Annotated in this window: 14 protein-coding genes; 6 read left to right on the top strand and 8 right to left on the bottom strand. The window is 70.8% G+C overall.

Annotation, left to right across the window (positions count from 1 at the left end; translation table 11 throughout):
- Positions 1-102: 102 nt before the first annotated feature.
- Positions 103-1,485 (top strand): MFS transporter, encoded by a 1,383-nt coding sequence (locus tag BLS25_RS00350; protein WP_074694060.1) that lies wholly within the window; start codon positions 103-105, stop codon positions 1,483-1,485.
- A gap of 503 nt (positions 1,486-1,988) precedes the next feature.
- Here BLS25_RS00350 and BLS25_RS00355 read toward each other — a convergent pair.
- The 4 genes from BLS25_RS00355 to BLS25_RS00370 form a co-directional block, all read right to left on the bottom strand.
- Positions 1,989-2,759, bottom strand: coding sequence for an endonuclease domain-containing protein (locus BLS25_RS00355; protein WP_074694061.1), 771 nt, complete (start codon positions 2,757-2,759; stop codon positions 1,989-1,991).
- 604 nt (positions 2,760-3,363) lie between these two features.
- Complete coding sequence (locus BLS25_RS00360) at positions 3,364-4,833, bottom strand: FAD-binding oxidoreductase (protein WP_081349630.1); 1,470 nt, start codon at positions 4,831-4,833, stop codon at positions 3,364-3,366.
- A complete protein-coding gene (locus tag BLS25_RS00365; RefSeq protein ID WP_074694062.1) occupies positions 4,830-6,482 on the bottom strand; it encodes a thiamine pyrophosphate-binding protein in 1,653 nt (550 codons plus the stop codon). The genes BLS25_RS00360 and BLS25_RS00365 overlap by 4 nt, the downstream gene beginning before the upstream one ends.
- 141 nt (positions 6,483-6,623) lie before the next feature.
- Complete coding sequence (locus BLS25_RS00370; RefSeq protein WP_074694063.1) at positions 6,624-7,328, bottom strand: IclR family transcriptional regulator; 705 nt, start codon at positions 7,326-7,328, stop codon at positions 6,624-6,626.
- A 97-nt stretch (positions 7,329-7,425) separates the two neighbouring features.
- Here BLS25_RS00370 and BLS25_RS00375 point away from each other — a divergent pair, with 97 nt between their 5' ends.
- Together BLS25_RS00375 and BLS25_RS00380 are read left to right on the top strand one after the other, a co-directional pair.
- Positions 7,426-9,276, top strand: a complete 1,851-nt coding sequence (locus BLS25_RS00375; RefSeq protein ID WP_074694064.1) for an FAD-dependent monooxygenase — start codon at positions 7,426-7,428, stop codon at positions 9,274-9,276.
- Between the two features lie 137 nt (positions 9,277-9,413).
- On the top strand, positions 9,414-10,886 hold the full coding sequence (locus BLS25_RS00380; RefSeq protein WP_074694065.1) for an NAD-dependent succinate-semialdehyde dehydrogenase: 1,473 nt from the start codon (positions 9,414-9,416) through the stop codon (positions 10,884-10,886).
- A gap of 306 nt (positions 10,887-11,192) precedes the next feature.
- On the opposite strand, the gene BLS25_RS00385 is transcribed toward BLS25_RS00380, so the two are convergent.
- Positions 11,193-12,632 (bottom strand): XRE family transcriptional regulator, encoded by a 1,440-nt coding sequence (locus BLS25_RS00385; RefSeq protein ID WP_056226709.1) that lies wholly within the window; start codon positions 12,630-12,632, stop codon positions 11,193-11,195.
- Positions 12,633-12,749: 117 nt separating this feature from the next.
- Between BLS25_RS00385 and BLS25_RS00390 the strand changes: the two genes are divergently transcribed.
- Positions 12,750-14,642, top strand: a complete 1,893-nt coding sequence (locus BLS25_RS00390) for a phosphoenolpyruvate carboxykinase (GTP) (RefSeq protein WP_074694066.1) — start codon at positions 12,750-12,752, stop codon at positions 14,640-14,642.
- A gap of 100 nt (positions 14,643-14,742) precedes the next feature.
- Here BLS25_RS00390 and BLS25_RS00395 read toward each other — a convergent pair whose 3' ends face one another.
- The gene (locus BLS25_RS00395) at positions 14,743-15,198 is read right to left on the bottom strand and encodes a hypothetical protein (RefSeq protein WP_056226713.1); all 456 of its coding nucleotides are present in this window, start codon (positions 15,196-15,198) and stop codon (positions 14,743-14,745) included.
- Between the two features lie 171 nt (positions 15,199-15,369).
- On the opposite strand from BLS25_RS00395, the gene BLS25_RS00400 reads away from it, so the two are divergent.
- Both BLS25_RS00400 and BLS25_RS00405 read left to right on the top strand, forming a co-directional pair.
- Positions 15,370-16,134 carry an ABC transporter ATP-binding protein gene (locus BLS25_RS00400; RefSeq protein ID WP_074694380.1) on the top strand — a complete coding sequence of 255 codons (765 nt, stop codon included), beginning with the start codon at positions 15,370-15,372 and terminating at the stop codon, positions 16,132-16,134.
- Complete coding sequence (locus tag BLS25_RS00405; protein ID WP_081349631.1) at positions 16,131-17,594, top strand: ABC transporter permease; 1,464 nt, start codon at positions 16,131-16,133, stop codon at positions 17,592-17,594. The genes BLS25_RS00400 and BLS25_RS00405 overlap by 4 nt, the downstream gene beginning before the upstream one ends.
- Before the next feature lie 14 nt (positions 17,595-17,608).
- On the opposite strand, the gene BLS25_RS00410 is transcribed toward BLS25_RS00405, so the two are convergent.
- Both BLS25_RS00410 and BLS25_RS00415 read right to left on the bottom strand, forming a co-directional pair.
- Positions 17,609-19,486, bottom strand: coding sequence for an ABC transporter ATP-binding protein (locus BLS25_RS00410; protein ID WP_056226717.1), 1,878 nt, complete (start codon positions 19,484-19,486; stop codon positions 17,609-17,611).
- A gap of 243 nt (positions 19,487-19,729) precedes the next feature.
- Positions 19,730-21,181, bottom strand: coding sequence for an MFS transporter (locus BLS25_RS00415; RefSeq protein WP_056226719.1), 1,452 nt, complete (start codon positions 21,179-21,181; stop codon positions 19,730-19,732).
- Positions 21,182-21,266 lie beyond the last annotated feature (85 nt).

The raw sequence follows: 21,266 nt of genomic DNA on the forward strand, positions 1-21,266 counted from the left end.
GTATTCGAAATCGTATACGATGACCAACGCCCCAGCAACACCACGCCTCGTCGCCGACGACGACGTCCCGGGGTTTGACGATGACGTCTCGAAGGAGTCCCCATGTCCCGCTCTCAGCCGCAGGGCTTCACGCCCACCGGCACCATCTCCACCCCGAAGGACCGCCGCCGCGTGGTCTTCGCCACCGTTGTCGGCACCACCGTCGAGTGGTACGACTTCTTCCTCTACGCCTCGGCCGCCGGTCTCGTGTTCGGCCAGCTGTTCTTCGCGCCCGCCGGCCCCGGGATCGCGCAGATCCTGTCATTCCTCACGGTGGGTCTGAGCTTCCTGTTCCGTCCGCTCGGCGCCTTCCTCGCCGGGCACCTCGGCGACAAATACGGTCGCCGCGTCGTGCTCATGCTGACGCTCATCATGATGGGCGCCTCGACCACGCTCATCGGCGTGCTGCCGACCTATGAGGTCATCGGCGTCGCCGCCCCCGTGCTGCTCATCCTCCTGCGCGTGCTGCAGGGCATCTCGGCCGGTGGCGAGTGGGGTGGCGCAGTGCTCATGGCCGTCGAGCATGCGCCGAAGACCAAGCGCAGCCTCTTCGGCGCTTCGCCGCAGCTCGGCGTTCCCCTCGGCCTGCTGCTCGCGAGCGGCATGCTCGCGCTCATGGCGCTGATCGCCCCGGGTGACGCCTTCCTCGCGTGGGGCTGGCGCGTGCCGTTCCTGCTGTCGTTCGTGCTGATCCTCGTCGGCTACTACGTGCGCAAGAAGGTCGAGGAGAGCCCGGTGTTCGTCGAGCTCGCCGAGCGCAAGGAGCAGACCCGGATGCCGATCGTGCAGCTGTTCCGCAAGCACTCGCTGCTCGTGATCATCGCCGCGTTCGTCTTCGCCGGCAACAACGCCGTGGGCTACATGACCACCGGCGGCTACATCCAGCGCTACGCGACCAACCCCGACGGCCCTCTGGGGCTCGCGACCGCCGACGTGCTCGGCGCCGTGACGCTCTCGGCCGTGACGTGGCTGATCTTCACGTGGCTCGGCGGGTGGCTCGGCGACAAGATCGGGCGCCGCAACACCTACATCATCGGCTGGATCTCGATGCTCGTCGCGATCATGGCGCTGTTCCCGCTGGTCAACTCCGGCAGCATCGTGCTGCTGGCAGTCGGCCTCATGCTGCTCACCGTCGGCCTCGGCCTGACCTACGGGCCCCAGGCGGCGCTGTACGCCGAGCTGTTCCCGGCATCCATCCGCTTCTCGGGGGTGTCGATCGCCTACGCCATCGGCGCGATCCTGGGTGGCGCCTTCGCCCCGACGATCGCGACGGCGCTCGTCGACGCGACGGGGACGACCGTGTCGGTCACGGTGTACCTGGCGATCATGGCCGTGCTCGGTCTCGTCGCGACGCTGCTGCTGCGCGACCGCAGCGGCATCCCGTTGGGTCCTGATCACGAGGCCGAGCAGGAGGCGAGCCCGATCCGCGGGCTGTCCAAGGTCTGACCCGATCGAACGGCCCTGTCGCGCTCCGGCGCGGTGGGGCCGTTCGGCGTTGCGCGGCGCGCGGTTCAGGGCCGCGGCCGGGCTCAGCGGCCCCGGCGGGGCTTATGTGCCTGAGATGGTCGGTGTTGCCCGGGCCGGCTGGCCGTTCAAGGCAAGTGAGCGCTCGGCCTGTCGGTTGGTTTGCCTCAGATGGTCGGTGCTGCTCGGGCCGGCGGCCATTCGAGGCAAGTGAGCGTGTGGCCTGTCGATTGGTTTGCCTCGGTTGGGCGGTGTTGCCCGGGCTGTTGGCCATGTGGGGCAAGTGAACGCTTGGCCCGTCAATTGGTTGCCTGAGATGGGCGGTGTTGCTCGGGCCAACGGCCATTCGAGGCAAATGAACGCGGGGCCCGTCGATTCACTTGCCCTGGATGGTCGGTCGGTGTTGCTCGGGCCGGCGGCCCATCGAGGCACGTGAGCGGATGCCGTGGCTCGAACAGCGTGGGGCGCCCGGCCGACGGCGCGCGTCAACCGAGGCGCGGTCCGCGGGAGAGCGCCGCGCGCGCCCTCATCGCGAACTCCTCCCGGTGCTGCGCGAGGTCGGACGCGGTCACGCGAATGATGCGCCATCCGAGGTCGGCGAGCATCTCGTAGCGCCGGATGTCGCGTGCCCACTGCCGCGGGTCCGTGAGGTGCTGCTCGCCTTCGTACTCGAAGCCCACCTTGCGCTCCGGAAACGCGAGGTCGACGAGGGCTACGACCTCGCGCTCGACGACCACGGGGTGATTCAGCGACGGTTCGGGCAGGCCCGCGGCCAGAAGCAGGAGTCTGGTCTGGGTCTCTTTCCTCGACCGTGAGCGAGTACGCACCAGAGGAAGTGCTGCGCGCAGCGAAGCGGCACCCCGCCGCCGCCCCGCCTCGAGAGCTGCCGTGAGCTCGGCGATCGTCGCGAGCGCTGGTGGGTCATCGGAGCGCATGGGCTCGCGCACCAATGCATCGCCGAGCGCGACCAGGTCGTCCCGCTGCAGCAGGGCGCCCATCATGGCCCAGGTCGTTGCGGGGCTCGTCACCCGCAGCCCGCTCACGGGTTCGATGCGGACACTGCCCATCCCCTCGGTGAGCGAGATGCCGCGCACTCCGCGCGCCCTGCCTGCGCGAGCGGGCAGGAGCACTCCGACATCGAGGGGACGCTCGACGAGCCGGTCCGGTCCGTCGCGGAGGTGGAAAACCGATGAGGGCAGCGGCGCGCCCCACGCCACGGCCGCGGCGACCAGACAGAAGAACTCGCACTCCCGCATGCGTGCGGCGTAAGCGGCTGACCGTCGTCGAACGGATGCCTCGAACGCATCGTCCGGCCGAGCAGAGCGCGTCCGTACTCCGTGGAAAGGAGAGCAGAGGTCGGCAGCCCGAAGCCGACTTCGCGGCACCCCGAGATTCCTCGCCGCAGAGACCGAGAAGGACTCGGGTAGCTCGACGGGAAGGGGAGCAGCTCTCACCCCCGAAACATCGCACACCGCGCATGGCCGTCGGCGCGGCATCCGCGATCTGTGGATAACAGGGCGGGTCCTCGGCGCAACGCGCCGTCTGCCCGGGGGGTCGTTTTCCTCAGATGGTGGTTCGGTCCGCTTCATGCCGACCACCTGCGGCAAGCGACATCTCTCGCCCACGTCGTTTGCCTGACATGGTCGCCGCGTGCGCGTGGGGTCGACCATTTGCGGCAAGCGAGAATTTTGTCGCCTGCGTCATTTGCCTCATATGGTCGCCGCGTGCGCGTGGGGTCGACCATCTGCGGCAAACGATTGCCCGGGGCCCAGCGTCGCGCGCGTCGCCTTTCCGTCCCGCGTGCGCGACGGAGACCACCCGCGCCGATCGCCCAGCATCCCGGTCAGCGCGGGCCGGACCTCAGATCGAGCGGTCGGGCGTCAGGATGCCGCGCGGGTCCAGCGCGGCCTTGATCGCCCGCTGCACGTCGAGAGCCACGGCATCCTGCTGCCAGGGGAGTTCGTGGCGTTTGACCGACCCGATGCCGTGCTCGCCCGAGATGGTGCCGCCGAGTGAGAGGGCGAGGCGCGTGATGTCGTCGATCACGAGCTCGGCCGCGGCGTACTCCTTGGGGCTCTCGCCCGCCTCGACCGTCGGGTGCAGGTTGCCGTCGCCCGCGTGCGCGACCACGGCGATGCGGCGGCCGTGGCGCTCGGCCAGCTCGCCGATGCCGCGGAACACCGTCGCCAGTTGCGCGACCGGCACGCCGACGTCGCACGACACCCGCAGTCCCTGCGCGGTGAGCGCGGGGTTCGCCAGGCGACGGGCTTCGAGCAGGCTGTCGGAGTCGCTGATCTCGGTCTCCGCGGCGCCGTGCTCACGGCAGAGCGCGGCGATGGCCTCGGCGGTGTCGAGCGCTGCAAAACCGACGGTCTGACCGACCAGCATGGCCGCGCCGGGCGAGGGGAGGCCGCTCGGGTGGAACGCCTCGATGATCTCGACGCTGCGCGCATCGATCAGCTCGAGCACCTCGGGGGCGGCCGGGCCCGACACGATCGCGGTGACCGCGCGGCCGGCATCCTCGATGTCGTCGAAGCTCGCGCGGAAGGTGCGGGGCTGCCCGGGCAGCACGGGCTTGAGGCGCACGGTCGCGGCGGTGATCACGCCGAGCGTGCCCTCCGACCCCGTGAACAGGCTGGTCAGGTCGTAGCCGGTGGTGTTCTTGCGCGTGCGCGTGCCGGTGCGCATCACGCGGCCGTCGGCGAGCACGATCTCGAGGGCCGCGACGACGTCGGTGGTCACGCCGTGGGCGACGCAGCGCAGGCCCCCGGCGTTCGTGGCGATGTTGCCGCCGATCGTCGACAACTGCGCGCTCGCCGGGTCGGGCGGGAAGAACAGGCCGTGCGCGAGGGCGGCGGCATCGAGATCCGCCGTGATCACCCCCGCCTCGACGTCGGCGAGACGGTTGTCGACGTCGATGTCGACGATGCGGTTCATCGCCTCGAGCGAGACGACCAGACCGCCGGCGTACGCCACGGCCCCGCCGGAGAGCCCGGTGCCCGCTCCGCGGACGGAGACCCGGATGCCGCGGGCGTGCGCCCACGCGAGAGCCGTCGACACGTCGCCGGTCGAGGTCGCCCGCACGACGGCGAGGGGCAGCCCCTCGGGTTGCGCGCGCGAACTGTCGACGGCGTAGGCGGCGAGGCTGTCCGCGTCGGTGAGGAGGCGGTCGCCGAGGGCGGTGCGGAGGTCGCCGAGGGTGTCGGTCGGGGTGTCCGCGGCGGACGCGGTCGAGGCGTCGTGCCCTGCGCCAGCAGCACCCGCGGGCCTGTGCCCGGCGGCGCCCGCGAAGCCCGGTACGGGACCGGCCCCCGCCGCGGACTCGTTCACGAGTTCACCTTGATGATCTCGCGCTGGTACGGCGCGATGACGGCGCCGCTGATGCGCAGGTCGAGCAGCAGGAACGGCCGCTCGGCGGGGTCGCGGCGGGTCCACTCCGCCAGCGCCTCGAGATCGGCGACCTCGCGTACCACCACGCCCTCGGCGCCGAAGCCGCGGGCGACCGCGGCGAAGTCGACCTCGGGGATGAGCATCGGCTCGCGGGCGAGGCCCTTCAGGCCGTAGAGGTTGATCTCGGCGCCGTAGGCGGCGTCGTTCCACACCACCGCGATGCCGTGGCCGGCGGCCGTGCGCACGGCGCTCTCGAGGTCGGCGATCGCCATGAGGCCACCGCCGTCGCCGGTGGTGAGAACGACCGTCGCGTCGGGGCGGGCGGCGATCGCTCCCGCGACCGAGGGGAAGCCGAGGCCGATCGACTGGTACGCGGTGCCGACCATCATCACGCGGTCGGGGGAGGCGACGGGCCAGTACATGTTCGACCAGCCGAGGAAGTGTCCGCCGTCCGAGACGACGACACGGTCCTCGGGCAGCAGCTCACCGATCCGTGCGGCGGCGGAGCGGGGGTCGAGTCGGCCATCCGGCGCGAGGCCCTCGCCCGCCTCCTGCTCGCGCAGCGGGGCGACGTCGACGCGATCGCGCCAGCCTGACGACATCGCGCCGCGGGAGCGCAGGCGGCTGGTGATCTCCTCGGCCGCCACCGCGGCATCCGCCCGCACGAATCCCCCCACCTGGGCGTGGGTCGCGGTGGTCGCCACGTCGACCTGGAAGACATCGGTGCCCGGGGCGAAGAGCTCGCCGAAGCGCATCGTGAACTGGTTGAGCCCCGCGCCGAAGACCACGGCGACGTCGGCTTCGCGCACGAGCTCCATCGCTCCCGCGGCGCCGAATCCGCCCGTGACGCCGAGGTCGTGCTCGGACGCGGGGAAGATGCCCCGGCCGAGGGCGGTGGATGCCGTGATCGCCCCGGTCGTCTCGGCCAGGCGCCCGAGCGCGGGGCCGGCGTCGGCGAGCCAGGCTCCGCGGCCGGCGAGCAGGAACGGCCGCTCGGCTCCGGCGAGGGCATCGGCGATGCGGTCGAGCGCGGCACTCGCCGAGGGGCCCTGCGGGGCCAGGGGAGCGGGGATCGTCACGGTCCCGGCATCCGTCAGCTCTCCGGCCTCGCGCGTGACGACGTCGTAGGGGATCGCCAGCACCGCGGGCACGCGATACGTCAGCGCGTGCTCGAGCGCGATGAGCACGGTGGCCGAGGCGTCGCGATCGCCGACGGTATAGGTGCGCACGCCCACGGCCGAGGCGAGCGCGACCTGGTCGACGCCCCACGGGCGCGGGCCCGAGGTGGGCTCGTCGCCGACCACGAGCAGCAGGGGGATGCGCGCCTGCGCCGACTCGGCGAGGGCGGTGAGCGTGTTGGTGAAACCGGCGCCGTAGGTGGCTGTGGCGGCGGCGATGCGGCCCGACGCGCGATAGTGCGCATCGGCGGCGACGACTCCGCCGGCCTCGTGCCGCATCGCGGTGAAGACGGCATCGGTGTGCCGGTGCAGGGCGTCGAGGAAGTACGCGTTGCCGTTGCCCATCACGCCGAAGACGTGGTCGAGGTGACGGCCGAGGGTGTGGGCGACGTGCGCGGAGACGATGGGCATGCGGAAACCTTTCGCGAAACAGGAACGGGAATGAGCCGTATGTGTCTCGCGCGGGTCTCGCGCTACGTGCCCCTTTTTCGAGCAGCGACGCACGACCTCGTGCGCCTGACGGGAGCGATCATATACGATCGCGCGGCCGACCTACAGCGCCGCCCGGATCGCGGATGCCGCCGCCTCGAGCCGCACCGCGATCGCGGCGTCGTCGAGATCGGTCGACACGTGCACGGCGGCGACCGCCGCGGGCTCGCGGCCCTGCACCTGCAGGGGGACCGCCACCGCGCGGAGCGTCGGGATCACCTCGTCGTGACTACGCGCCCAGCCGCGCTCCGCGGCATCCGCCACCTCCGACGCCAACCGCGCGTCGACGTCGTCGGGCCACCGACGCGGCGGGAGCTGCGCGAGGATCGCCCGACCGGGAGCGCCTCGGGTGACCGGATGCCGCGACCCGGGCCGCTGCGCCACCGCCGTCACCGTGTGCCGGGGTTCGACGCTCGCGAGGGTCACGCACTCGTCGTGATCGAGCACCACGAGGAAGCACGTCATGCCGAGATCGTTGGCGGCCGCGGTGAGTTCGGGCAGGGCCTCGGACTGCAGGTCGGCGGCCACGCCGGCGGCGAGCGCGGCGAGGCCCGTGCCGAGGCGCACCGCTCCCGCGGCGTCGCGGGTGACGAGGCCGTGGTCTTCGAGCGTGCGCAGCAGTCGGTAGGCCACGGAGCGGTGCAGGTCGACGCGCCCCGCGAGCTCGTCGATCGTGAGCGGAGTGCGGGCGTCGGCGAGGGTTTCGAGGAGGCGGATGCCGCGACTCAGCGTCTGCGAGGCGGGGGAGGAGTCTTGCCGCGGCGTCATGGCTCGGCTAACCTCTCGTTCGATAGCGGAACGCTGAGTTCGAATATAGAACACACCGTCTCGCGGGGCAACCTCGACATCGACGTCAGGAGAAACGATGCAGTTCCACCACCACGGCTACGTCTCGGGCGATCCGCGCGTGCAGAACGCCGCGGGCACCGGCCTCGACCGGCCCGAGCGCCTGCCCGACGAGGTCGACGTGCTGATCGTGGGCTCCGGACCCGCCGGCATGCTGCTGGCCGCGCAGATGTCGCAATTCCCCCAGCTCACCACGCGTCTCATCGAGAAGCGCGAGGGGCGTCTGCCGCTGGGTCAGGCCGACGGCATCCAGCCGCGCAGCGTCGAGACGTTCCAGGCGTTCGGCTTCGCCGACCGCATCACCGCCGAGGCGTACAACATCGGCTGGATGAATTTCTGGGCGCCCGACCCCGAGGATCCCGCCAAGATCGTGCGCACGACCCGCACCGAGGACTACGGCTTCAAGATCAGCGAGTTCCCGCACCTCATCGTGAACCAGGCCCGCGTGCTCGACTACTTCGCCGAGGCCGCGGCCGACGGCCCCGCGCGCATCCGCCCCGACTACGGCGTGGAGTTCCTCGGCCTCGAGGTCGGTGCGGGGGAGTACCCCGTTGAGGTGCGCGTCCGCACGGACGAAGGGGAGCGCACGATCCACGCGAAGTACGTCGCCGGATGCGACGGTGCCCGCAGCGGCGTGCGCCAGGCGATCGGCCGCACCCACGTCGGCGCTGCGGCCCGGCACGCGTGGGGCGTGATGGACGTGCTCGTCGAGACCGACTTCCCCGACTGGCGCATCAAGTGCGCGATCAACGCCGCGGCGGGCAACATCCTGCACATCCCGCGCGAGGGCGGCTACCTCAGCCGCATGTACATCGACCTCGGCGAGGTCGCGGCCGACGACGACCACCGCGTGCGGCAGACCCCGATCGACGAGGTGATCCGCCGGGCGAACGTGATCCTGCACCCCTACTCGATCGACGTGAAGCAGGTCGCCTGGCACAGCGTGTACGAGGTGGGCCACCGGGTGACCGACCAGTTCGTCGACGACCTCGACAGCCCGCGCGTCTTCCTCACCGGCGACGCCTGCCACACCCACAGCGCCAAGGCGGGCCAGGGCATGAACGTGTCGATGCAGGACGGGTTCAACCTCGGCTGGAAGCTCGGTCACGTGCTGACCGGCCTGGCTCCCGCCGATCTGCTGCGCACCTACGACGACGAGCGGCGCCCGGTGGCCCAGCAGCTCATCGACTTCGACCGGGAGTGGTCATCGCTCATGGCGCGCAAGCCCGGCGAGATCACCGACCCCGCGGAGCTGTCGACCTACTACCTGGCCACGGCCGAGTTCCCCTCGGGATTCATGACGCAGTACGCCCCCTCGGCGATCACCTCCGACGCGCCCGCTCAGGACCTGGCATCCGGATTCCCGGTCGGCAAGCGCTTCAAGAGCGTCGAGGTCGTGCGGGTGTGCGACGGCAACGCCGTGCACCTCGGCCATCAGGCGAAGGCCGATGGCCGGTGGCGCGTGTACGCCTTCGCGGATGTCGACGGCTCGGCCCTGCGCGCCTGGGCCGAAGCCGCGCAGGAGATCGTCGAGCGGTTCACGCCCACGGGGGCCGACCTCGACGCGGTGTTCGACGTGAAGGCGGTGTTCCCCGGCCGATGGGAGGACGTCGTCGACGCGCCCGCGCTCTTCCGCCCGCGCTCGGGGCCGCTGGGCCTGACCGATCTCGAGAAGGTCTTCGCCGCCGCACCGTCGGCCTGGACGACCGCCGACATCTTCGCGGAGCGCGGCATCGGCCCGGAGGGGGCGGTGGTGCTCGTGCGCCCCGACCAGTACGTGGCGCACGTGCTGCCGCTGACCGACCCGGCCGGCCTCGAGCGCTTTCTCGCCGGGGCGATGGCGGAGCCGGCGGCGGCGACCGCGCGCTGACGGGGCGGCGACGTGCGCCGGGGAGGGCTGGCCACGGCGGCAAGCACGCCACCCCGTTTGTACGCCACGTATATCGGCGCACCCCCGTGTGCTGACGAGAATGGGCGGGACACCCCCGCATCGATCCAGGAGGATTCATGACCGATTCGCGCGAGAGCGAGCTGCTGGCATCCGTACCCACCGGCCTGCTGATCAACGGGGAGTGGCGCCCCGCCACGGGCGGCGCGACCGTCGCCGTCAACGACCCCTCCACCGGTGAGGTCATCCACCAGATCGCCGACGCGACCGTCGACGACGGCATCGCGGCGATGGATGCCGCGGCCGACGCCTTCCCGTCGTGGGCCGCGACCCCCTCGCGCGAGCGCGCCGAGATCCTCCGCCGCGCGTTCGACCTGCTGCAGGAGCGCAAGGAGGACATCGCTCTGCTGATGACCCTCGAGATGGGCAAGCCCCTCGCCGAGGCTCGCGGAGAGGTGGGCTACGGCGGGGAGTTCCTCCGCTGGTTCAGCGAGGTCACCGCGCACACCCAGGGTCGCTACGGCGCCAACCCCGAGGGCACCGGTCGCATGATCGTCTCGCAGCACCCCGTGGGCCCGTGCTACCTCATCACCCCGTGGAACTTCCCCCTCGCGATGGCGACGCGCAAGATCGCGCCCGCGCTCGCCGCCGGCTGCACGGTCGTCATCAAGCCCGCGACCCTGACGCCGCTCACGACGCTGTTCTTCGCGCAGATCCTGCAGGACGCAGGACTCCCCGCCGGCGTCGTCAACGTCGTGACCACCACCAACACCGGCCCGGTCTCGGAGCGCATCATCTCCGACCCGCGTCTGCGCAAGCTCTCGTTCACGGGCTCGACCCCGGTCGGCGTGAAGCTGCTGCAGCAGGCCGCGCCCGGCGTGCTGCGCACCTCGATGGAGCTCGGCGGCAACGCGCCGTTCGTCGTGTTCGACGACGCCGACCTCGACAAGGCGGTCGAGGGGGCGATGCTCGCGAAGTTCCGCAACATCGGCCAGGCCTGCACCGCCGCCAACCGATTCATCGTGCAGCGCAGCGTCGTCGAGGAGTTCACCCGCCGCGTCACCGAGCGCGTGCAGGGCATGAAGATCGGTCGCGGCACCGAGGAGGGCGTGCAGATCGGACCCCTCATCGACGACCGCGCGGTCGACAAGGCCAAGACCCTCGTGGGCGACGCCGTCGAGCGTGGCGCGAAGGTCACCGTGGGCGGCTCGCCCATCGACGGCCCCGGCACCTTCTTCGAGCCCACTGTCGTGGCCGACGTGCAGCCGGGCAGCGACATCCTCCGCGAGGAGATCTTCGGACCCGTTCTCGCGATCATCCCCTTCGACGACGAGGACGACGCCGTGCGCCTCGCCAACGACACCGAGTACGGCCTCGTCTCGTACGTCTTCACCGAGTCGCTCGCGCGCGGTCAGCGCATGATCGACAAGCTCGAGACCGGAATGATGGGCCTCAACGTCGGCGTCGTCTCGAACGCCGCGGCCCCCTTCGGCGGGTGGAAGCAGTCGGGCCTCGGCCGCGAGGGCGGCGACGAGGGCATCCACGAGTACCTGCAGACCAAGTACACGCTGACGGCCAACCCTTACGCCTGATCGGGCAGGACCAGACACCGGATGCCACGACCCCGGCGCCCCGCGAGGGCCCCGGGGTCGTGGCATCCGCGCAGTCGCCCGTGCACAACTCCTGCACATCCGTCGGTTCGGCCCCCGTTCGGCTCTATCCCGTCAGCCCTGCAGGAGGTGTGCTGCGGATTCGCCGCGTTGTTCGGGTTCGCCGGGGCGCCGGCATCCAGGCGTCTCGGCGGTCACCCGTGCACAACTCCTGCAATGCCTTCCTTTCGCGCCTCTCTCGGCTGCGATCCGGCGGATCCTGCAGGAGTTGTGCCGCCTCCGCCGGCGTCAGCCGTCCGCGTGGCGGTCGAGGAACGCGAAGACCTCCGCGTCGTCGACGCCGGGGAACATGCCGCGGGGGAGCGGCGAGAACATGTACTGGTGCACGCGGGCGCTCGGCCAGGCCTTGCCCGACCAGCGCTCCGCGGCTTCGGTGTCGGGGCGGCGGCAGCACGACTCGTCGGGGCAGTGCGAGACGCCCCGCTTCGTGGTCTCGCGTCCGCGGAACCACCGGGCGTCGTCGAACGGCACGCCCACGGTGATCGAGAAGTCGCCGTTCGAGGTCGTTCCCGTCTGGCTCGAGCACCAGTAGGTTCCGGCGGGAGTGTCGGTGTACTGGTAGTGCTCGGTGGTGCGGTTGTGCTCGTCGAAGGCGGACCGCGCCGAGAACTTCTTGCACACGATCTGCCCTTCCACCGAGCCGGTGACGTCGGTGGGCAGGGGGAGGTCGTCGTTCTCGTAGACGCGCGAGATCGCACCGTCGCCGTCGACGCGCATGAAGTGTAGGCGGATGCCGAGGTGCACGGTCATCAGGTTCGTCATGCGCATGGCGGCTGCTTCGTGGGTCACCCCGAACGCGTCGCGGAAGTCCTCGACGGCGAGGTTGCGGTCCTTCTTCGCCTGTGTGAGGAAGGCGACCGAGCTCGTCTCGGGCATGAGGCAGCAGGCGGCGTAGTAGTTGATCTCGAGGCGCTGCTGCAGGAAGTCGGCGTAGTCGGTGGGCGGGCGGTGTCCGAGCAGACGGTGCGCCATCGCTTGCAGAGCCATCGACCGCAGGCCGTGGCCGCCCGGGATCGACGCGGGAGGCAGGTAGATGCGCCCGTTCTCGAGATCGGTGACCGAGCGCGCCGAGTGCGGCAGGTCGCTGACGTAGATGAGTTCGAAGCCCAGCTGTTCCGCCATGATGCTCACCGTGCGGTGGGTGAGGGCGCCGGTCGAGTGCCCCGCGGCCTTGAGCTGTTTCTCGGCGAGACGTTCGATCTCGGGCAGGTGGTTCGACATCTCCCGCATGCGCAGGCGCAGCTCCGTGTTGGCGCGGCGGGCTTCTTCGGGGCTCGCGATCGTCTCGCGCTCGCGCCGTTGCAGTTCGCGGTGCAGTCCCAGCACGGCCTCGATCGTGTCGTCGCTCGTTCCCTTGGTCACTTTGACGGGAGGGATGCCGAGCTGCCGGAAGAACGGACTGGTCTGGGCCCGCTCGAGCTCGATCTCGAGGGCCGCCCGGCGGTTCGGGGGCTCCCGTGAGAGGAGCTCGGTGACCTCGGTCTCGGTGGCCCGCGCGATCTCCTGCAGGAGGGAGAGCTTCGGTTCGCGTTTGCCGTTCTCGATGAGGCTCAGCTGGCTGCCGGCGACGCCGACCATCGCACCGAGCTCGTCGAGGGTGTAGCCGCGCGCGAGTCGGTGGTGCCGGATGCGGTGCCCCAGGGTCGTGAGTTCGAACGACGATGCCATTCCTTGACCATATCGAAAGATCATGGATTCTTACGGGCAAATTTCTCGGAAAGAAGTCGCTCGCGCGCCCAACATGGAGGAAGACCACCGATTTCGCTCTCAACCGAGGAGAACGACATGGCACTCGCCGACATCTTCAACTCCACCCCGCGCACCGCCGCGCCCGTCACCCGTGCGGGCCGCGTGGCTCGCGCCGGCCACGGGGAACGCCCCGTCGTCGAAGGCCCCGGCCTCGCCGCCCTCACCGCGTGGGTCGACCAGGTCGCCGCCCTCACCCAGCCCGACCGCATCCACTGGGTCGACGGCTCGGCCGCCGAGAACGACGCCCTGCTGCGCGAGATGGTCGACGAGGGCAAGCTCATCAAGCTCAACCCCGAGTGGCGTCCCGGTTCGTACCTCGCCCGCTCGCACCCCGGCGACGTCGCGCGCCTCGAGTCGCGCACGTACATCGCCTCGAACCGCGAAGAAGACGCCGGTCCCACGAACAACTGGATCGCCCCCGCCGAGATCCGCGAGACCCTGGACGGCGTCTTCGAGGGCTCGATGCGCGGTCGCACCATGTACGTCGTGCCGTTCTCGATGGGCGCGGTCGGCGGGCCCCTGAGCCACATCGGCGTGCAGATCACCGACAGCGCCTACGCCGTGGCATCCATCGGCGTGATGACCCGCGTGGGCACCTCGGTCACGCAGCAGATCGCAGGCGGTGCGCCGTGGGTCAAGACGGTCCACTCGGTCGGTGCGCCCCTCGCCCCGGGCGAGCAGGATGTCGCGTGGCCCTGCAACGACGAGAAGTACATCGTCCACTTCCCCGACACCCTCGAGGTCTGGTCGTTCGGCTCGGGCTACGGCGGCAACGCGATCCTCGCGAAGAAGTGCTTCGCCCTGCGCATCGCCTCGGTCATCGGCCGTGACGAGGGCTGGCTCGCCGAGCACATGCTGCTCATCCGCGTCATCGACCCGAAGGGCAAGGCGTACCACGTCGCCGCCGCGTTCCCCTCGGCCTGCGGCAAGACGAACCTCGCGATGCTTCGCCCGACGATCCCCGGCTGGCGCGTCGAGACGCTCGGCGACGACATCACGTGGATCCGCCCGGGTGAAGACGGACGCCTGTGGGCCATCAACCCCGAGGCCGGCTTCTTCGGCGTCGCACCCGGCACCGGCGAGTCGACGAACGTCACCGCGATCGAGACGCTCTGGGGCAACACGATCTTCACCAACGTCGCGCTCCGCCCCGACGGCGACGTGTGGTGGGAGGGCCTGACCGACGAGGCGCCCCCGCACCTCATCGACTGGGAGGGCAACGCCTGGACGCCCGCGTCGGGCCGCCCCGCCGCGCACCCCAACTCGCGCTTCACGGTCGGCGCCGCCCAGTGCCCGCAGATCGCCGAGGACTGGGAGGCCCCCGAGGGCGTCCCCCTCGACGTCATCCTGTTCGGCGGTCGTCGCGCCACCAACGTGCCGCTGGTCGTCGAGGCGACCGACTGGTCGCACGGCGTGTTCATCGGCTCGACGGTCTCGAGCGAGAAGACCGCCGCCCAGGAGGGCACCGTCGGAGAGCTGCGCCGCGACCCGTTCGCGATGCTGCCCTTCTGCGGGTACAACATGGGCGACTACTTCGGCCACTGGCTGAAGGTCGGCCAGAAGCTCCGCTTCGACCGCGCTCCGCGCATCTTCCAGGTCAACTGGTTCCGCAAGGGTGACGACGGCCGGTTCCTCTGGCCCGGCTTCGGCGACAACGCCCGCGTGATCGACTGGATCATCCGCCGCGTCGACGGACAGGTGGATGCTGTGGACAGCCCGATCGGCCGCCTGCCCAAGGTCGAAGACCTCGAGCTGTCGGGTCTCGACCTGCCCGCCGCCGACCTCGAGGAGTTGTTCTCGATCGATCGCGCGTCGTGGCTCGCCGAGGCCGACCTGACCGAGGAGTTCTACGACACCTTCGGTTCGCACCTGCCGGCCGCCCTGCGCGCCGAGCTCGCCGCGCTGCGCTACCGCCTGCAGCGCTCCTGAGACCGGCTCGCCCTCCGCACCGTTTCGTGCGGACAGGGCCAGCCCTCGAATCGACGCCCCTCCCGTTCTTGGCGCGCGGGAGGGGCGTCGGTGTTTCCGCTCAGGATGCCGCCGGCGATTTCTCCTTCTCGCCGGGGCTGTTCGGCGTCCAGCCGTACCAGCCGTCGGTCGTGGCGATCACCGACCACGCCCCGCACGCGAACACTCGGTCCTTCGCGTAGACGTCGGGGGCGTCGTCGATGTGCACGGTCGGAGCCGACTGACGCTCCATCTCGAGGCAGGTGGCCGGATCGAGCGCGGAGCCGCTCCGCGCGATCGCTGCGGCGACCTCGCCGTCGCGCTTGGTCTTCAGAACGATCTCGGTCGCGTCGGCGGGCAGCCAGGGCACGGTCGTCGCGGACTGCGCGACGACCTCGGCCGTATCGCGGAACTCCGTGGTGACCTCTTGAGAGAAGGCTTCTTGGATGCCGGTGCATCCCGCCAACGCGAGGGTGAGGCTCCCGCCCGCGGCGACGGCGAGCGCGAGGAGGAGGGGAGACGAGCGGTGCGATGTCATGGGTCGATCGTGACCGAGTGGGGATCGCGGGGGCGTCGTCCGCGGGGATGACCCCCGTCCGTCTCGAGACGCATTTCACCCCGCCGCTGGTGCAGCGTCATCCCCGGGATGTACGACGAGACGACGTCAGGCCGATGCCGCCGGTCGGGAGTGATTCGTAGCGTCGGGTTCATGCAGCAGAACTCTTTCGACACCGCGCCGATGGCCGCGCGGGTGCAGAACCTCACGAAGACCTTCGGTGCCGGCGAATCGCGGGTCCACGCTCTCGACGACGTGACGATCGGCCTGCGACGCGGCGAGTTCACCGCGATCATGGGGCCGTCCGGTTCGGGCAAGTCCACCCTCATGCACGTCATGGCGGGGTTGGATGCCGCGACCTCGGGCCGCGCGTTCATCGGCGATACCGAGATCACGGGCCTCAGCGACCTCGACCTCACGGTGCTGCGTCGGTCGCGCGTGGGGTTCGTCTTCCAGTCGTTCAACCTCGTGCCCACGCTCGACGTGCTCGGCAACATCACCCTGCCGTTCGAGCTGGCCGGTCGGTCGCCCTCTGCCGAGGCCCGACGCCGCATCGACGCGCTGGTCGAGTCGATGGGGCTTGGTGGCCGCCTGCGTCACCGTCCGCATGAGCTCTCGGGTGGCCAGCAGCAGCGGGTCGCCATCGCCCGAGCCCTGGCGACGCAGCCCGACCTGATCTTCGCCGACGAGCCGACCGGCAACCTCGACTCGCGCACCGGCCGCGAGGTGCTCGCGTTGCTCGCTGCGGCGAGTCGGGAGCACGGGCAGTCGATCGCGATGGTGACGCACGACCCGATGGCCGCCTCGCACGCCGACCGCGTGATCTTCCTCGGCGACGGCCGCGTCATGGCCGACACTCCGCGCCAGAGCGCCGAGGCCATCTCGGCATACATGCTGTCGTCGGAGGTCGGGGCGTGAGCGCCGTCGTCGAGCGGCCGGTGCGCGCGTCGCGCCCCCGCCGCCTGACGCGCTCCCTGCCGCGTGCGGAGCGCGGTCTCGGCGCCTCGGTGCTGGTCGCCGCGATCTCGAGCGGCTTCGGCACCTTGCTCATCGCCGCGACGGGGTTCATCGGCGCGTGGCTGCTGGCGGCGCCGTATCTCGCGGGTCGCGAGAGCGTCGTGGTGGTCGTGGCGATCCTCAGCGCACTGCTGGTGGGGGTGGCGATGTTCGTCGCGGCGATCGTCACCACCACCACATTCGCGACCATCGTCGCGGGGCGCACCCGGCAGATCGCCCTGATGCGCCTGATCGGGGCCTCGGCGCGGTCGGAGCGGGTGCGGGTCGCACGACAGGGTCTCGTGGTGGGGGCCATCGGAGCGGCCGTGGGCCTGATCGGCGGCACTGCGGGCGCTGCTGCACTGCTGCCGGTGGCGCGCACCGTGTGGGGGATCGACGTCGAGTACGCGCTCCTGCAGCCGGTGCTCGTCGCGCCCGCGGTCATCGTGACCCTCACGACGTGGGCCGCCGCCTGGGCCGGCTCGCGCCGGGTTCTCGAGGTGACGCCGCTCGAGGCGATCTCGGGCGCGACCGAGCGCAATCGGAGCGAGGCCGTCGGTGGTCGTGCCCGCCGCATCGTCGCGGGGATCCTTTTCCTCGGCGGCTCCCTCGTCCTGGCGGCCGGTGTGGCTCTGGGCCTGCTGTCACCGCTCGGTGTGGTCGTCGCGTTCGTGGGCGGCATCTTCTCGTTCACGGGACTGAGCCTGGGCGCGACGGTGATCATGCCACCCGTGCTGCGGGTGACCGGACGCCTCTTCGGCCGATCGGCCGAGGCGCGCCTCGCGGCAGAGAACGCTCTGCGCTATCCCGAAAGATCGAGCCGCATGGCGATCGGCGTCGTGATGGGCGTGACGCTCGTGACGATGTTCGCGGTGGCGTCGCAGTCGGCTCGCGAGGTGCTCATCAGCTCGGGCGGGGGTGAACCGCCGGAGGAACTGCTGTCGCTCATGGACACCTTCGCCGCGATCATGATGTCGCTCGTGGACGTGTCGGCCGTGATCGCCGCTGTCGGCCTGGTTAACCTGCTGACCCTCGGGGTGATCCAGCGCCGTCGGGAGCTCGGCCTCCTGCGCACGCTCGGCTTCGCCGCCCCGCAGATCCGACGCATGGTGCTGCTCGAGGCCGCACACCTCACCGTGACGTCGGTGGCCCTCGGGCTCTTGCTCGGCGTGGTCTACGGCTGGGCGGGAGCGCAGTCGCTGCTCGGTTCGGTCGGCGTCCCGCCGGAGTTCTCGTCACCGACGTTCGTGCTACCCGCGATCCCGTGGGCGACCGTGGGCATCGTCGCGGTGGCGACGGCACTGCTCACCGCCGTCGCCGCCGTCGCGCCCACGCGCCTGGCCACCGCGGTGTCGCCGATCGACGCCCTCGCGGGCGACTGACCCGCGGTCGCGGCTCAGACCAACAGCTGGTGCTTCGCGAGGTCGCGATAGAGCGGGGTGGATGCCACAAGCTCGCTGTGCGTGCCCCGACCCACGACCCGGCCCTTGTCGAGCACCACGATGAGGTCGCTGTCGACGACCGTCGACAGGCGGTGCGCGATGACGAGCAGGGTGCGGTCGGTGGCGACGGCGTCGATCGCCTCGCGCATGCGCTGCTCGTTCACGCCGTCGAGCGACGAGGTCGATTCGTCGAGCAGCAGCACCGGGGGAGCGGCCAGCAGCGCGCGGGCGATCGCGAGGCGCTGGCGTTCTCCGCCCGAGAGCATGACGCCGTCTTCGCCCACGGGAGCGTCGACGCCGAGCGGGCTGCGCTCGAGCACATCGGCGAGGTTGACCGCGCGCAGCACCCGCTCGCAGTCGGCGTCGGATGCCGCGGGCGAGGCGAGTCGCAGGTTGTCGGCGATCGTGCCGGCCAGGGTCGGCGCGTCCTGCTCGACGTAGCCGAAGCGCGCGCGCAGGTCGCCGCGGGAGAGGTCGCGGGCGTCGACGCCGTCGACGAGGATCGCTCCCTCCGTCGGGTCGTAGAACCGCTCGATGAGCGCGAGGATCGTGCTCTTGCCCGCACCTGAGGGCCCGACGAGCGCGACGCGCGATCCGCGCGGCACCTCGAACGACACCCCGCGCAGCACGTCGCGGTCGTCGTCGACCTCGGCGACCGTCTCGTCGGCCGCCCGCTCGAGGTGCGCCTGCTCCAACACGGACCGGGCCTCGGCAGCGGCGGCCTCGCGCGCCTTCACGACGTCGTCGGGGTAGTGGAAGTGCACGTCGCGGAACGCGAGGGCCGCGGCATCCGGAACCGCCGCAGGCGACGACGGACGGTCGGCGTCGTCTTCGAGGGGGAGGTCGAGCACCTCTTGAATGCGCCCCAGCGCCCCCAGCGCCTGGTTGACCGAGGTGATCGCGCCGATCGCCGAGGCCAGAGGCTGCACGAGCAGGAAGAGGAAGATCACGAACGTGACGAGCGCGGCGACGTCGATGGCGCCGGATGCCACGCGGTACCCGCCGACACCGAGAACGACGAGCAGCGACACCTGCAGCGCGACGAAGGCGATCGGCACGATCAGCGCCGACACCCGCGCGATGCGCACGCCCGCGGCGTACGCGGCCGTGGCGTTCTCGGTCACCGCCGCGATCTCGCGCTCGGTCGCGCCCGACGCGCGGATCGTGCGGATGGAGCCGACCGCGCGCTCGACGCCCGACGACAGCTCGCCGACCTTGGCCTGCTGATCGGCGGATGCCGAGCGGATCCGCGTGCTCAGCAGCACGACCACCGCGAGCGAGGCGCCGACGACCACGATGATGAGCCCGAGCAGCAGCGGATCGATGACGGCCATCGCGATGACCGCGCCGACGAGGATGAGGGCGTTGCCCACGGCATCCGCGAAGCCCTGGGTGAGCACCGCGTACAGCAGGGTCGTGTCGGTTCCCACGCGCGAGACGAGATCGCCCGTGCGACGCGCGTCGAACTCGCTGATCGGCAGGCGCAGGATGCGCGAGATGAGTCGCCGCCGGCTCGAGAAGACCACGGCGGTGCCGGTGCGCTGCAGCAGGTAGTGCTGGAAGCCCGAGATGACCGACGACAGCACGACGAAAGCCACCAGCAGCCACACCAGGGCGCCGAGGGGGACGCTGCTCTGCACGCGCGAGATGACCTCGCCGACGAGCAGCGGCTGCGCGAGCGTGGCGGCGGCGCCGAGCACGCTGAGCATGGCGACGACGACGAGCGTCCGCTTGTGCTCGAGCAGGAAGGGGACCAGCTGACGGAACGACGCGCGCGGGCCTTCGGGCGCGCGGCGGCCGCGCCGACCACGCGCGGGAGCGGAAAACGACATGCTCACCTCGGGAAAGGAATGGGGTGCTTCGACCGTACCCCGCCCCACCGACACCCCCGGTCGGTCCCCTCGATGACGTGCGAAACTCCCGAGAGAATGGCCGCACGCCTGTCGATCCGGGACCGCAACGCCGCGAACGCTCAGGTTGTCCGGAATCCGGCCCGCCACCCGACCGCCCGCGGCACGAACGACGGATGCCACGAGGCCTGGGCCCCGTGGCATCCGGTGTCGAGAGCGAACCCGTTACGGCGCGGTCGCTCCCGCGGCGAGGTTGTCGTCGTAGTCGACGTCCTTCGTCTCGGGCGAGAGCACGAGTGCGACGAGGGTCAGCACGCCCATCGCCGAGAGGTACACGCCCACGAGCCACGGGTTGCCGCCACCGGCCGCCCACAGCGCGACAGCGACGATCGGGGCGAGGGCCGCGCCGAGGATCGACGACACGTTGTACGAGATCGCCGACCCCGTGTAGCGCACGTTGGTCGGGAAGAGCTCCGGCAGCACCGCGCCCATCGGCCCGAAGGTCGCGCCCATGAGCATGAAGCCGAGGATGAGGAACGACTGCACCAGGATGCGCGTGAACGCCGGGTCGGCGTGCGGCACCAGGAAGAACGAGAACGTCAGACCGAACACGATGATCGCGGCCGTGACGCCGATGAGCAGGCGCTTACGGCCGATCCGGTCGGCGATCGGGCCCGACAGCATCGTGAAGATGCCGAAGAACACCACGCCGATGATCTGCATGATCACGAAGTCGGTGTAGCCGTAGCCCAGGCCCGGTACGAACTCGGCCGCGTTGAACGCCGTCCCCGCCTTCTCGGCGGCGGCCTGAGCCCCCTCGAGGGTGGGCTTGATGCCGTACGAGAGCGTGAAGCTCGTCATCAGGTAGAAGAGCACGTACGTCGCCAGCATGATGAACGTGCCGAGGATGAGCTGCTTCCAGTTGCGACGCACGGCCTCGCCGAGCGGGAACTTCTTGATGGCGCCGGTCTTCTCGGCCTTCGCGAACGATTCGCTCTCGACCAGTCGCAGGCGCACCCAGAGTCCGACGATCACCATCACCGCCGAGAACAGGAACGGCACGCGCCAGCCCCACGCGAGGAACTCCGCCGAGCGCTGCGCGGTGCCGTCGGGGTGGGGGAGGGCGAAGTTGATGAACAGGAAGACGCCGTTGGCGATGATGAAGCCGATGGGGGCACCCAGCTGCGGGAAGGTGCCGAACAGGGCGCGCTTGCCCTTCGGGGCGTTCTCGGTGGCGACGAGCGCCGCGCCCGACCACTCGCCGCCCAGTGCGAAGCCCTGCGCGAGACGCATGACCAGCAGCAGGACCGCAGCCCAGACGCCGATCTCGTTGAAGGTGGGCAGGCAGCCGATGAGGAAGGTCGCCACACCCATGGTGAGAAGGGATGCCACGAGGGTGGCCTTGCGGCCGAAGCGGTCGCCGAAGTGGCCGAAGACGATGGCGCCCAGCGGGCGCGCGATCATCGCGGCGCCGAAGACGCTGAACGACAGCAGCAGCGAGGTGGTCTCGTTGCCGGTCGGGAAGAACAGGATCGGGAAGACGAGGACCGCAGCCGTGGCGTACGCGTAGAAGTCGTAGAACTCGATCGTGGTGCCGATCAGGCTCGCGGTGATGACGCGCGAACGGGGGTTCGCGGGGGCCGCAGCGGATCGGGTGGAGGGGGAGGAGGTGGTCATGACTGCCTGACGAGAAGGTCGATCAATCGCGTCCGGGGTGGGGCGCAGCGGTGGCGCGCCGCGATCACGGGGGTGTGTGTGTGAG

The sequence above is a fragment of the Microbacterium testaceum StLB037 genome (genome assembly GCF_900104345.1).
GTDB lineage: Bacteria > Actinomycetota > Actinomycetes > Actinomycetales > Microbacteriaceae > Microbacterium > Microbacterium testaceum_A.